At 43.1% G+C, this 12,361-nt stretch carries 22 protein-coding genes; 21 read left to right on the top strand and 1 reads right to left on the bottom strand.

The window, feature by feature from the left end:
• From rplP to FTT91_RS03410, 21 genes are all read left to right on the top strand, one after another.
• On the top strand, positions 1 to 414 hold the full coding sequence (gene rplP, locus FTT91_RS03510) for a 50S ribosomal protein L16 (RefSeq protein ID WP_004691317.1): 414 nt from the start codon (positions 1 to 3) through the stop codon (positions 412 to 414).
• Positions 414 to 611, top strand: coding sequence for a 50S ribosomal protein L29 (gene rpmC, locus FTT91_RS03505; RefSeq protein WP_004650482.1), 198 nt, complete (start codon positions 414 to 416; stop codon positions 609 to 611). Before rplP ends, rpmC begins: the two co-directional genes overlap by 1 nt.
• Positions 608 to 865, top strand: coding sequence for a 30S ribosomal protein S17 (rpsQ, locus tag FTT91_RS03500; RefSeq protein WP_004974714.1), 258 nt, complete (start codon positions 608 to 610; stop codon positions 863 to 865). The genes rpmC and rpsQ overlap by 4 nt, the downstream gene beginning before the upstream one ends.
• A 91-nt stretch (positions 866 to 956) precedes the next feature.
• On the top strand, positions 957 to 1,325 hold the full coding sequence (gene rplN, locus FTT91_RS03495) for a 50S ribosomal protein L14 (protein ID WP_001982634.1): 369 nt from the start codon (positions 957 to 959) through the stop codon (positions 1,323 to 1,325).
• Positions 1,326 to 1,334: 9 nt separating this feature from the next.
• Positions 1,335 to 1,652, top strand: a complete 318-nt coding sequence (gene rplX / locus FTT91_RS03490; RefSeq protein ID WP_004974717.1) for a 50S ribosomal protein L24 — start codon at positions 1,335 to 1,337, stop codon at positions 1,650 to 1,652.
• Between the two features lie 16 nt (positions 1,653 to 1,668).
• Positions 1,669 to 2,205, top strand: coding sequence for a 50S ribosomal protein L5 (rplE, locus tag FTT91_RS03485; protein ID WP_004974719.1), 537 nt, complete (start codon positions 1,669 to 1,671; stop codon positions 2,203 to 2,205).
• 9 nt (positions 2,206 to 2,214) lie between these two features.
• Positions 2,215 to 2,520, top strand: a complete 306-nt coding sequence (gene rpsN, locus FTT91_RS03480; RefSeq protein ID WP_004825185.1) for a 30S ribosomal protein S14 — start codon at positions 2,215 to 2,217, stop codon at positions 2,518 to 2,520.
• A gap of 12 nt (positions 2,521 to 2,532) precedes the next feature.
• Positions 2,533 to 2,928, top strand: a complete 396-nt coding sequence (gene rpsH / locus FTT91_RS03475; protein ID WP_004974720.1) for a 30S ribosomal protein S8 — start codon at positions 2,533 to 2,535, stop codon at positions 2,926 to 2,928.
• A 16-nt stretch (positions 2,929 to 2,944) separates the two neighbouring features.
• Positions 2,945 to 3,478, top strand: coding sequence for a 50S ribosomal protein L6 (gene rplF, locus FTT91_RS03470; protein WP_004974722.1), 534 nt, complete (start codon positions 2,945 to 2,947; stop codon positions 3,476 to 3,478).
• Positions 3,479 to 3,492: 14 nt separating this feature from the next.
• Complete coding sequence (rplR, locus tag FTT91_RS03465) at positions 3,493 to 3,843, top strand: 50S ribosomal protein L18 (protein WP_004281497.1); 351 nt, start codon at positions 3,493 to 3,495, stop codon at positions 3,841 to 3,843.
• A gap of 2 nt (positions 3,844 to 3,845) precedes the next feature.
• On the top strand, positions 3,846 to 4,343 hold the full coding sequence (gene rpsE, locus FTT91_RS03460; RefSeq protein WP_004974725.1) for a 30S ribosomal protein S5: 498 nt from the start codon (positions 3,846 to 3,848) through the stop codon (positions 4,341 to 4,343).
• A 6-nt stretch (positions 4,344 to 4,349) separates the two neighbouring features.
• Positions 4,350 to 4,526, top strand: coding sequence for a 50S ribosomal protein L30 (gene rpmD / locus FTT91_RS03455; RefSeq protein WP_004786899.1), 177 nt, complete (start codon positions 4,350 to 4,352; stop codon positions 4,524 to 4,526).
• A 3-nt stretch (positions 4,527 to 4,529) separates the two neighbouring features.
• Positions 4,530 to 4,970, top strand: a complete 441-nt coding sequence (gene rplO, locus FTT91_RS03450; RefSeq protein ID WP_004974728.1) for a 50S ribosomal protein L15 — start codon at positions 4,530 to 4,532, stop codon at positions 4,968 to 4,970.
• Between the two features lie 45 nt (positions 4,971 to 5,015).
• Positions 5,016 to 6,335 (top strand): preprotein translocase subunit SecY, encoded by a 1,320-nt coding sequence (gene secY, locus FTT91_RS03445; protein WP_171062591.1) that lies wholly within the window; start codon positions 5,016 to 5,018, stop codon positions 6,333 to 6,335.
• A 20-nt stretch (positions 6,336 to 6,355) separates the two neighbouring features.
• Positions 6,356 to 6,472 carry a 50S ribosomal protein L36 gene (gene rpmJ, locus FTT91_RS03440; RefSeq protein WP_000867907.1) on the top strand — a complete coding sequence of 39 codons (117 nt, stop codon included), beginning with the start codon at positions 6,356 to 6,358 and terminating at the stop codon, positions 6,470 to 6,472.
• 107 nt (positions 6,473 to 6,579) lie between these two features.
• Positions 6,580 to 6,936, top strand: a complete 357-nt coding sequence (rpsM, locus tag FTT91_RS03435; protein ID WP_004974734.1) for a 30S ribosomal protein S13 — start codon at positions 6,580 to 6,582, stop codon at positions 6,934 to 6,936.
• 19 nt (positions 6,937 to 6,955) lie between these two features.
• The gene (rpsK, locus tag FTT91_RS03430; protein WP_001040166.1) at positions 6,956 to 7,342 is read left to right on the top strand and encodes a 30S ribosomal protein S11; all 387 of its coding nucleotides are present in this window, start codon (positions 6,956 to 6,958) and stop codon (positions 7,340 to 7,342) included.
• Positions 7,343 to 7,354: 12 nt separating this feature from the next.
• Positions 7,355 to 7,981, top strand: coding sequence for a 30S ribosomal protein S4 (gene rpsD, locus FTT91_RS03425; protein WP_004974744.1), 627 nt, complete (start codon positions 7,355 to 7,357; stop codon positions 7,979 to 7,981).
• Between the two features lie 17 nt (positions 7,982 to 7,998).
• Positions 7,999 to 9,006, top strand: a complete 1,008-nt coding sequence (locus FTT91_RS03420) for a DNA-directed RNA polymerase subunit alpha (protein ID WP_004974745.1) — start codon at positions 7,999 to 8,001, stop codon at positions 9,004 to 9,006.
• Positions 9,007 to 9,024: 18 nt separating this feature from the next.
• A complete protein-coding gene (rplQ, locus tag FTT91_RS03415; protein WP_180168983.1) occupies positions 9,025 to 9,390 on the top strand; it encodes a 50S ribosomal protein L17 in 366 nt (121 codons plus the stop codon).
• A 199-nt stretch (positions 9,391 to 9,589) separates the two neighbouring features.
• Positions 9,590 to 11,080, top strand: coding sequence for an NAD(P)/FAD-dependent oxidoreductase (locus FTT91_RS03410; RefSeq protein WP_178318800.1), 1,491 nt, complete (start codon positions 9,590 to 9,592; stop codon positions 11,078 to 11,080).
• Positions 11,081 to 11,155: 75 nt separating this feature from the next.
• Here FTT91_RS03410 and FTT91_RS03405 read toward each other — a convergent pair whose 3' ends face one another.
• Positions 11,156 to 12,328 (bottom strand): acyl-CoA dehydrogenase family protein, encoded by a 1,173-nt coding sequence (locus FTT91_RS03405; protein WP_104852582.1) that lies wholly within the window; start codon positions 12,326 to 12,328, stop codon positions 11,156 to 11,158.
• Positions 12,329 to 12,361 lie beyond the last annotated feature (33 nt).

Genomic DNA, 12,361 nt, shown 5'->3' with positions numbered 1-12,361 from the left:
ATGTTGCAACCTAAACGTACTAAATTCCGTAAGGTGCAAAAAGGCCGTAACACTGGCTTAGCGCACCGTGGTAGCTCAGTATCTTTCGGTACTATCGCTCTTAAATCAGTTGAACGTGGTCAAATGACTGCGCGTCAAATTGAAGCGGCACGTCGTACAATTAGCCGTCGTATTAAGCGTGGTGGTAAGATCTTTATCCGTGTATTCCCAGACAAACCAATTACTTCTAAGCCTCTTGAAGTGCGTATGGGTAAAGGTAAAGGTTCTGTGGAATATTGGGTTTGTCAAATCAAACCAGGTAAAGTCTTGTACGAAATTGATGGTGTGAACGAAGAATTAGCACGTGAAGCGTTTACGCTTGCTGCTGCTAAGCTTCCGTTTAAAACCACTATCGTGACTCGGACGGTAATGTAATGAAAACTAAAGATCTACGTGAAAAGTCGGTAGAAGAGTTGACAGCTTTGCTTGATGAGCAACAGCTTAACCAATTCCGTCTTCGTATGGCGAAAGCAACTGGTCAATTGGGTAAATCGCATGAAGTTGCGCTTACTCGTAAAACTATTGCACGCATCAAGACCCTCCTTACCGAAAAACAGGGGAACGGGCAATGAGTCAAAATACAGTCCGCACGTTAACTGGCAAAGTTGTAAGCGACAAAATGGAAAAATCTATTGTTGTCCTTATTGAACGCCAAGTTCAACACCCGTTGTATGGCAAATTGATTCGCCGTTCAACCAAATTACACGCTCATGATGAGAACAATACCGCCAAGATTGGTGATGTTGTAACCATCAAAGAAAGCCGCCCAATGTCTAAAACTAAGTCATGGACTTTAGTTGAAGTTGTTGAAGCTGCTGCTGAGTAATTAACGTTCTTGTTGCATCATCGGTCAATTTCGAGTACTCTTTGAGCCTTTCGAAATTGTGACCGGTGATGCTCGGTTTTGGAGTAGGGCAATGATTCAAACCGAAACGATGCTTGACGTAGCTGACAACAGTGGTGCTCGCCGCGTACAATGTATTAAAGTACTAGGTGGTTCACATCGTCGTTATGCTTCTGTTGGCGACATTATTAAAGTTACTGTAAAAGAAGCTATTCCACGCGCACGTGTTAAAAAAGGTGACGTGATGAATGCTGTTGTTGTACGTACAAAGTTCGGTATTCGTCGTCCAGACGGTTCTGTGATCCGTTTTGATGATAACGCTGCTGTTATTTTGAATAACAACAAAGCACCGATTGCAACTCGTATTTTCGGACCAGTGACTCGTGAACTTCGTACTGAACAGTTCATGAAAATCATTTCATTGGCTCCTGAAGTTCTATAAGAGGCAATCATGGCTAAGATTAAAAAAGGCGATCAAGTAATTGTGATCGCAGGTAAAGAAAAAGGCAAACAGGGTACTGTTCTGTCAGTTTCTAATGACCGTGTTAAGGTCGAAGGTCTTAACTTGGTTAAGAAGCACCAGAAGCCAAACCGTGCTACGGGCGCTGAAGGCGGTATCGTAACGCAGGAAGCTTCGCTTCATATCTCAAACGTGGCAATTTTTAATGCTACAACCCAAAAGGCTGACCGTGTTGGTTACCAAACGATTGATGGCGTGAAAACTCGCGTTTATAAATCGAATGGTGAATCAGTGGCGGTGGCGAAGTAATAGGTTGAAATAGGCAATGGCCAGACTTAAAACACGTTACAACGACGAACTTAAGGCTCAATTACAAGAACAATTGGGCGTTAAGAATGTGATGGAGATCCCTCGCATCACTAAAATTACCATCAACATGGGTGTTGGTGCTGCAGCTGCTGACAAGAAATTGTTAGATGGCGCTCTTTCTGATATGCAAGCTATTGCTGGTCAAAAACCAGTTTTAACATTAGCTCGTAAATCAATCGCTGGTTTTAAAATCCGTGATGGTTGGCCGATTGGTTGTAAAGTTACTTTACGCGGCGAACGTATGTACGAATTCTTAGACCGTTTGATCTCTATCGCGATCCCTCGTATCCGTGACTTCCGTGGTTTCTCTTCGAAATCATTTGATGGTCGTGGTAACTACTCTATGGGTCTCAAGGAACAAATCATGTTCCCTGAAATCGATTTCGATAAGATTGATCAAATTCGTGGTATGGACATCACCATTACTACGACTGCTCGCACCGATGACGAAGGCCGTGCGCTTATGCGTGCATTCGGCTTCCCGTTCAAATAAGAGGTCGATATGGCTAAGAAAGGTATGATTAATCGCGAATTGAAACGCGAAGCTACTGTTGCTAAATACGCTGCAAAACGTGCTGAATTAAAAGCAACGATTGCAAACGTAAATGCAAGCGACGAAGAGCGTTTCGAAGCGATGATGAAATTACAAGCATTACCACGTAATGCATCTCCAGTACGTCTTCGTAACCGTTGTGGTTTAACTGGTCGTCCTCATGGTTACTTCCGTAAGTTCGGTTTAAGCCGTAACAAATTACGTGACACAGTAATGCAAGGTGATGTACCGGGCGTTGTTAAGGCAAGCTGGTAAGGAGCACTATAAATGAGTATGCAAGATACCGTTGCCGACATGCTAACGCGTGTTCGTAACGCTCAAATGGCAAAGAAACAAACTGTTTCTATGCCTAATTCTAAGTTGAAGGTTGCTATTGCAAACGTACTTCAACAAGAAGGTTATATCGCAAATGTAGAAGTGGCTGACAACGAAGGCAAACCTACATTAACGATTACTTTAAAATACTATGAAGGCAAACCAGTTATCGAAACTGTGAAACGCGTAAGCCGTCCAGGTCTACGTCAGTATCGCGGTAAAGATGCACTTCCAAGCGTTAAGCAAGGTTTAGGTATTGCAATCGTTTCTACAAGCAAAGGCATCATGACTGATCGCGCTGCACGTGCTGCAGGTATCGGTGGTGAAGTTATTGCTTTTGTTTCTTAATAATAGGTGATTCCTCATGTCTCGTGTGGCTAAAGCCCCAGTAACTGTACCTAACGGTGTTACAGTTACTCAGAACGGCCGGCAGGTCGAAGTGAAAGGCAGCAAAGGTACATTGTCTTTCAACCTGCATGCGCTGGTCGAGCTAAAACAGGAAGACGGTATTTTAGCTATTGCTCCTAAAGCTGAGTCGAAAGACGCTTGGATGCAAGCTGGTACTGCTCGCGCTGTGCTTAACAATCTTGTAAAAGGTGTGAGCGAAGGCTTCGAACGTAAGTTACAATTGATTGGTGTTGGTTATAAAGCTGCGGTAAAAGGTAACGTTGTTAACCTTAACCTTGGTTTTTCACACCCAATCGATTACACCCTTCCTGAAGGTGTAACTGCAGAAACTCCAACTGCAACTGAAATTATCCTTAAATCTGCTGACAAAGCAGCTTTAGGTCAAGTTGCTGCGGATATCCGTGGATACCGTCCACCAGAGCCATATAAAGGTAAAGGTGTTCGTTATTCGGATGAAGTTGTTCTTCGTAAAGAAGCTAAGAAGAAATAAGGCGCGAGGTTCTTATGAACGAAAAGAAACAATCCCGTTTGCGTCGTGCGAAAAGCACACGCTTGCACATCCGTGCATTGGGTGCGACTCGTTTGTGTGTAAACCGCACGCCGCGTCACATCTATGCTCAAGTTATTTCAGCAGATGGTGGCAAAGTTTTAGCGCAAGCTTCAACTTTAGATGCTACTTTACGTGCTGGTACAACTGGTAACGTTGAAGCAGCTCAAAAAGTAGGTGCTTTAATTGCAGAACGCGCGAAAGCAGCTGGTGTAACTAAAGTTGCGTTTGACCGTTCTGGTTTTAAATATCATGGTCGTATCAAAGCCTTGGCTGATGCTGCTCGTGAAAACGGCTTGGAGTTCTAATCATGGCTAAAGTTGAACAAAACGAAGGTCTTGTTGAAAAGCTGGTTGCCGTTGATCGCGTAGCCAAAGTTGTTAAAGGTGGTCGTATCTTCTCTTTCACAGCATTAACTGTTGTGGGTGATGGTAATGGTCGCGTAGGTTTTGGTCGTGGTAAAGCACGTGAAGTTCCAGCTGCTATTTCTAAAGCACTTGAAGCTGCACGTCGTAACATGATCACTATCGAATTGGCAGATGGTACTTTACAACACCCGATTCATGCGCGTCATGGTGCAAGCCGTGTTTACATGCAACCAGCATCTGAAGGTACTGGTGTAATTGCGGGTGGTTCTATGCGTGCAGTTTTAGAAGCTGCAGGTGTACGTAACGTATTGACTAAATGCCGTGGTTCTACTAACGCTGCAAACGTAGTGAACGCAACTTTCAACGGTTTGCGTGACATGACAACTCCTGAAAAGGTTGCTGCGAAACGTGGTCTTTCAGTAGAACAAATTCAAGGGTAATCAATCATGAAAACGATTAAAGTTACCCAGACTAAATCTGCATCGCACCGCTTGAAAAATCACAAGCTTAGCCTTAAAGGTTTAGGTCTGCGTCGTATTGGTCATACTGTAGAAGTGCAAGATACGCCTTCTAACCGTGGTATGATCAACCAAGTCTACTATATGGTTAGTGTAGAGGAATAAGCCATGACTCTGCGTTTAAATGAACTTGCACCTGCAGAAGGTGCTAAGCGTGAAGCCCGTCGTCTAGGCCGTGGTATCGGTTCTGGCGTTGGTAAGACTGGTGGTCGTGGTATCAAAGGTCAAAACTCACGTAAGAGCGGTGGTACACGTCCTGGATTCGAAGGTGGTCAAACTGCGTTATATCGTCGTTTACCTAAATTCGGTTTCACTAGCCAAATCGCTTTGAAAACTGCTGAAGTACGTTTATCTGAGCTTGCTAAAGTGGAAGGCGACATCGTTAGCCTTGAAACTTTAAAAGCAGCGAACGTTGTACGTAAAGATATGGCTCGTGCTCGTATCGTACTTTCTGGTGAAATTACTCGCGCATTCACTATTCAAGGTGTTGCTGTGACTAAAGGCGCTAAAGCTGCTGTTGAAGCGGCTGGCGGTAAAGTCGAGGAGTAATCCCCAGTGTCTATGTCTCCTAGTTCTTCAGGTCATGTTCACATGATGAAAGGCCAACCATTTCACGTGAAATACCGTGAAATTATACGCCGAATGATGTTTCTCATTGGTGCGTTATTGGTATTTCGACTAGGAGCGCATATTCCAGTACCAGGCATTAATAATGCCGCACTTGAACAATTGTTTAATGCAAACCAAGGTACAATCCTTGGTTTGTTTAACATGTTTTCGGGTGGTGCATTAGAGCGGATGTCGATTCTTGCTTTAGGGATCATGCCATACATTTCTGCTTCGATTATCGTACAGTTGATGTCTACCGTGGTTCCTTCGCTTGAAGCTTTGAAAAAAGAAGGCGAGCAAGGCAAACGCAAAATTAATCAATATACGCGCCAAGGCACATTGTTTCTTGCACTTGTGCAAGCGATTGGGATGTGTGCAGGTCTGATTGGTCAAGGTATTACCTTAACGTCAGGTCTGGCTTTTTACGTTCCAGCTGTTACCTCTTTGGTTGCAGGCACAATGTTCCTAATGTGGTTGGGTGAACAAATTACCGAACGCGGAGTGGGCAATGGTATTTCCATGATCATTTTCGCAGGTATTGTTGCAGGCTTGCCTAATTTAATTATGCAATCTTTCACATCTATTGATAGTGGCCAGTCAAGCCTGATTGGTTTGGCAATTTTTGGTTTATTGTCTTTGGGTGTACTTGCAGCAATTGTGTTTATTGAGAAGGCGCAGCGTCGTATTCCAGTAAACTATGCCCAAAAACAACAAGGTCGTCGTGTATTTACTGCTCAGCAAACGCATTTGCCATTAAAAATTAATATGGCAGGTGTGATTCCAGCAATTTTTGCCAGTTCATTGCTTTTGTTCCCAGCGAGCTTAGGTCAATGGGTCGGCAGTGCGGATCCTAGTGCTGGATTAATCAAGCGTAGTCTACAAGACTTGGCATTGGTATTGTCGCCTGGACAACCGTTGTATTTGGTGCTCTTTGGTGCGTTAATTATCTTTTTCTGTTACTTCTACACTGCGCTGGTTTTCAGCCCTAAAGAAGTTTCGGAAAACTTGAAACGCAGCGGAGCTTATGTGCCTGGTATTCGCCCAGGTGAGCAAACTGCTCGTTACTTAGATCATATTCTCAGTCGTTTGACCTTTATTGGCGCGATTTACATCACTGTAGTCTGCTTAATGCCGATGATTCTACAAAGCTCATTTGGAATTCCATTTAGCTTAGGTGGTACATCATTATTAATCGTTGTAGTGGTTGTGATGGACTTTATGGCTCAGCTTCAAGCACATCTCACCTCGCACCAGTACGATAATCAAACGTTAATGAGAAAAACGACTGCTCATCCTAAGGGATAAGCGCACTTAGAGGTTTCATCATGAAAGTACAAGCTTCTGTAAAGAAAATTTGTGGTAGCTGCAAAGTTATCCGTCGTAATGGGGTTATTCGCGTAATTTGCAGCGCAGAACCTCGTCATAAGCAGCGTCAAGGTTAATTTGATTAAGACCTGTTGATTTCAGTAGGCTAATTAGGTTATTATCCGCCCCTCAAGATTTTTGTGGGGCGGTTGATTATCTTAACTGCCTTTTTGGAGAAAATTGAATGGCTCGTATTGCCGGTGTAAACATTCCGGATAACAAGCACGCTGTTATCTCTCTCACTTATATCTTTGGTATTGGTCGCCACACTGCTAAGACTATCTTAGCTGCTGCTGGTATCGCACCAACAACAAAGATCCGTGAATTAGATGACGCTCAGCTTGATGCGATTCGTGCAGAAGTTGCTAAGGTTCCGACCGAAGGTGACTTACGTCGCGAAATTTCCATGAACATTAAACGTTTAATGGATTTAGGCTGCTACCGCGGTCTTCGTCATCGTCGCAGCTTGCCTGTCCGTGGTCAACGCACCAAAACTAACGCACGTACCCGTAAAGGTCCGCGCAAACCGATTAAGAAATAAGATTTCTGGAAGCTAAAAGATGGCTAAAGATACTCGCACACGCAAGAAGGTCACTCGTACCGTCTCTGAAGGTGTTGCACACATTCACGCTTCTTTTAATAACACCATTGTGACCATTACCGATCGTCAAGGTAATGCACTGGCTTGGGCTACCTCAGGTGGACAAGGCTTCCGTGGATCACGTAAATCAACTCCGTTCGCTGCTCAGGTAGCTGCTGAAGTTGCTGGTAAAGCTGCTTTAGATTACGGTTTGAAAAACTTGGACGTCCTTGTTAAAGGTCCTGGTCCAGGTCGTGAGTCTGCGGTTCGTGCATTAGGTGCAGTGGGTTATAAAATTAACAGCATTACCGATGTGACTCCAATCCCTCACAACGGTTGCCGTCCACCTAAAAAACGTCGCGTGTAAGGAGAAACATTCATGGCTCGTTATATTGGTCCAAAATGCAAACTCTCTCGCCGCGAAGGGACAGACCTGCAACTAAAATCTGGCGTTAAACCATTTGACGTCAAAACTAAAAAACACGCTAAAGCTCCTGGCCAACATGGCGGGGCCCGTGGTGGTAAGCAATCTGAGTACTCACTACAATTACGTGAAAAACAAAAAGTACGTCGTATGTACGGTGTTTTAGAGCGTCAATTTAGTAACTACTATAAAGAAGCTGCTCGTGTGAAAGGCGCAACAGGTGAGAACTTGTTGAAATTGCTCGAAAGCCGTCTTGATAACGTTGTTTATCGCATGGGTTTTGGTTCTACACGTGCAGAAGCTCGTCAGCTTGTATCTCACCGTAGCATTACTTTAAATGGTCGTCGTGTTAACATTGCGTCTATTCAAGTTAAAGCTGGTGATGTAATTGCAGTTCACGAAGGTGCAAAACAACAATTACGTATTAAAAACGCAATTGAATTGGCTGCTCAACGTGGTATCCCTTCATGGATGGAAGTTGACCATTCTAAATTTGAAGGTACGTTTAAAGCTGCACCAGATCGTTCTGATTTACCTGCTGAAATCAACGAAAGCTTGATTGTAGAATTGTATTCTAAATAATCCTTGAGGTAGCAATAATGACGCGTACTGCAAATGAGTTTCTTACTCCGCAAGCGATCAAGGTCGAAGCGGCAAGCGGGACCTCGGCAAAAGTTATTCTAGAACCATTAGAGCGTGGCTTTGGTCACACTCTTGGTAATGCTTTACGTCGCATCCTTCTTTCTTCTTTACCTGGCGCAGCTGTGGTAGAAGTTGAAATTGAAGGTGTCGAGCACGAGTACAGTACTTTGGAAGGCTTGCAGCAGGACATCGTCGAGCTCTTGCTGAACCTGAAAGGATTGTCTATTAAGCTGTTCGATCAAAATGAAGCTTATTTGACATTGGAAAAACAAGGTCCAGGCGATGTAACAGCTGCAGACCTTCGTTTACCGCATAATGTTGAAGTGGTTAACCCTGAACACTTGATTGGCACTTTAAGTGCTACAGGCAATTTAAAAATGCGCCTGAAAGTTGCTCAAGGTCGTGGTTATGAAACATCTGACTCACGTTTCCCAGAAGGCGAAACTCGCCCTGTAGGTCGTTTGCAGTTAGATGCTTCTTATAGCCCAATCAAACGTGTGTCTTACATCGTAGAAAATGCGCGTGTAGAACAACGTACTGACCTTGACAAGTTGATCATTGATCTTGAAACCAATGGTACAGTTGATCCAGAAGAAGCGATCCGCAAAGCGGCAACAATCTTGCAACAACAAATTGCAATTTTTGTTGATCTTCAGAAAGATCAAGCTCCTGTTGCTCAAGAGCCTCGTGAAGAAGTTGACCCAATCTTGCTTCGTCCAGTAGATGATCTAGAGCTTACTGTTCGTTCTGCTAACTGTTTGAAAGCAGAAAATATTTACTACATTGGTGATCTTGTACAGCGTACTGAAGTTGAGCTACTTAAAACGCCTAACTTGGGTAAAAAATCGCTTACAGAGATCAAAGATGTTCTGGCTTCTAAAGGCTTACAGCTCGGCATGCGTTTAGAGAACTGGCCACCGGCTAGTCTCCGTATGGACGATCGTTTCGCCTATCGTAGCCGTTAATTAAGTAGGACTATCACCATGCGTCATCGTAATAGTGGTGTGAAATTAGGCCGTACAAGCAGCCATCGCAAAGCGATGTTCCAAAACTTGGCTAATTCTTTGTTCGAACACGAGTTAATCAAAACAACTGTTCCTAAAGCAAAAGAATTACGTCGTGTTGCTGAGCCTTTAATCACTTTAGCTAAAAACGATACAGTAGCAAACCGTCGTTTAGCGTTTGCTCGTACTCGTTCAGCAGCAACTGTTGGTAAATTATTTACCGTTCTTGGCCCTCGTTACAAAGAGCGTAACGGCGGGTATCTACGTGTTCTTAAAGCGGGCTTCCGTGTGGGTGATGCTGCACCGATGGCTTACGTTGAGCTTGTAGATCGCGAAGTTAAATAATTTCGCCAAGAATAACGCACGTTGTTCAGAAAAAGACCGGTTTTACCGGTCTTTTTTTATGAAAAAAATAAGTTGATCTCAAAAATGATCAAATTGTCCCGAATTGATATAAATTTTAGTAACTTTTGCTAAACTTGACATTGTGTATTGTCAAATTTATGCTTTAATAAAAAACATCATTCAAGCTGGACAATAAAACATGGATAAGCAGGTTGATATATTAATTATTGGGGCAGGGATTTCGGGCATTGGTGTAGCAGCACATTTAAGTCAAAACTGCCCACAGCGTTCTTTTGAAATTATTGAGCGTCGTCAAAGTTTTGGTGGCACTTGGGATTTATTCCAATATCCGGGCATTCGTTCAGATTCGGATATGTCGACTTTTGGTTATAATTTTAAGCCTTGGAAAAAAACCAATGTACTTGCCGATGGCGCATCTATCAAAGACTATCTAGAAGAAGTCATTCAAGAAAAAGCCTTACACTCAAAAATTCATTTTCAGCATCGTGTGTTATCTGCCAATTATGACTCTCAAACACGTAAGTGGACGTTACGTATAGAAAATGCAGTGCAACAGATTGAAACTTGGGTGGCTAATTTTGTTTTAGGTTGCACAGGCTATTACAATTACGATCAAGGTTTTCAGCCTGACTTTCCGAATCAACATGCGTTTAAAGGTACATTTATTCACCCACAGCATTGGCCTGAGAATTTAGATTATCGTGGTAAAAAGGTCTTAATTATTGGTAGTGGTGCAACCGCCATTACCTTAGTACCTGCTATGTCAAAAGGTGGTGCAGCGCATGTCACCATGCTACAACGCTCGCCGACTTATATTGCTTCAGTGCCTGCAATGGATTTTGTTTATCAGCAAATGCGTAAAGTTTTGCCTGAAGATGTTGCTTACAAAATCACGCGCGCACGTAATATTGGCATGCAACGCGCCATTTATGCTTTAGCACAAAAACAGCCGAAATTACTGCGGACTTTGTTGCTGAAATCTATCCAAATGCAGCTCAAGGGCAAGGTAGATATGAAGCATTTCACGCCACATTATAATCCGTGGGATCAGCGTTTATGTGTTGTGCCTGATGGTGATTTATTTAAGATTTTACGCGAAGGGCATGCCTCGATTGAAACCAATCAAATTGCAAGTTTTACTGAAACAGGTGTGCAATTAAAATCGGGTAAACATTTGGATGCCGATATTATTGTGTCTGCGACAGGTTTGAATATTCAGATTCTAGGCGGTATTCAAGCCACAATTGATGGTGTGCCTTTAGACACTTCGAAGCACATGCTATATCAAGGTGTGATGATCAGCGATGTACCGAATATGGCGATGATTATTGGCTATATTAATGCCTCTTGGACGCTTAAAGTGGATGTGGCTGCGGATTATATTTGTCGTTTGCTCAATTATATGGATCGACAAGGTTATGACGAGGTAATTCCTCAAGGTGACCAAACAGAGTTATTGGAAGATACGGTGATGGGCAGTTTGAGTTCGGGCTATATCGCGCGTGCTGCTGATGTGATGCCAAAGCAAGGCAAACATGCGCCATGGCGAGTGACCAACAATTACTTAGAAGATCGCAAAACTTTAAAACAAGCAAGTTTTGAAGATGGTATTTTAAAATTCAAACAAGCTGTGCCTGCACAGCAGCGTAAACCTAAATTAGTGTCTTAAATCGTTGGGTGCAAAAATAATATGGCACAAGAAATTTAAAATTGCTTGCGCCATTTTTATGTTGAGGTGGAAATTTTATAAAGAACGTGAAATCAGCTCTTTCATAATTTCATTGGTGCCTGCATAAATACGATTGGCCCGATTGTCTAAGTAAGCACGTGCAATTGGATACTCAAGCATATAGCCATAACCACCATGCAGTTGTAGACATTCATCCACCACTTTGGAGTACATCTCTGAAATTTTATATTTGGCGGCCGCTGCAGCTTCAACACTGAGCTGATCTTGAAGTTGTAACTGCATACATTGATCTAAAAAAGCACGACAGAAATCAATTTCGGTGCGTAATTCTGCCAGTTTAAAGCGCGTATTTTGAAAGCTATGAATACTTTTGCCAAAGGCTTGACGTTGCTGAGTATATTGCAGTGTATGTGCAAAAGCAGCTTCTGCACCTGCTTGGCAAATAATCGCGACAATTAAGCGTTCCCAAGCCAGTTCTTTCATCAGCATGATAAAGCCCATGCCTTCTGCACCCAATAAATTGCTGCGAGGCACGCGGACATTATCAAAAAATAATTCGCAAGTGTCCTGACCTTTCATACCAATTTTATTCAGTGGTTTGCCTTTGCTAAATCCCGCACGGTCTGCTTCTACCAATATTAAAGACAGATTGGCTGAACCTTTGTCTGTGTTCGCTGTTTTACATACCACAATCGCCATGTCGCACAAATAGCCGTTGGTAATAAAAATTTTAGAACCATTAATCACGTATTCATCGCCATCCAATACCGCAGAGGTACGCACAGCTTGTAAGTCTGAACCTGTACCGGGTTCGGTCATGGCAATCGCGGTTATCACTTCGCCTGTGGCCATGCGGGGTAACCAGTGTTGTTTTTGTTCAGTTGTGCCAAAGTTATTAATGTAATTGGCGACAATATCTGAATGCAGTGAAAAACCGGTAGCACTGTCACCTGCATAGGCTTGTTCTTCAATCAAAATCATGCTGTATAAGCGGTCTACCCCTGAACCTGCATATTCTTCAGGCATGGTGCTACACAGCAAACCCAAAGTACCTGCTTTACGCCATAGCTCACGGTCTACATGCTGCTGCGCTTCAAATTTTTCAGTATGGGGGATGACTTCCTGCAAATAGAATTTTCGTACCAAATCACGAAAACTGTCGTGTTCAGCACTGAATAAGGTGCGCGGTAACATATTGGCAATGGGGCGAATTGCGGCAGATTGCATGGTTTTATCTTCCTGATGTTGTTATTTTGAATT

The organism is Acinetobacter sp. YH12021 (genome assembly GCF_013420145.1).
Lineage (GTDB): Bacteria > Pseudomonadota > Gammaproteobacteria > Pseudomonadales > Moraxellaceae > Acinetobacter > Acinetobacter towneri.
This window is presented reverse-complemented; position numbering and strand designations above follow the sequence as displayed.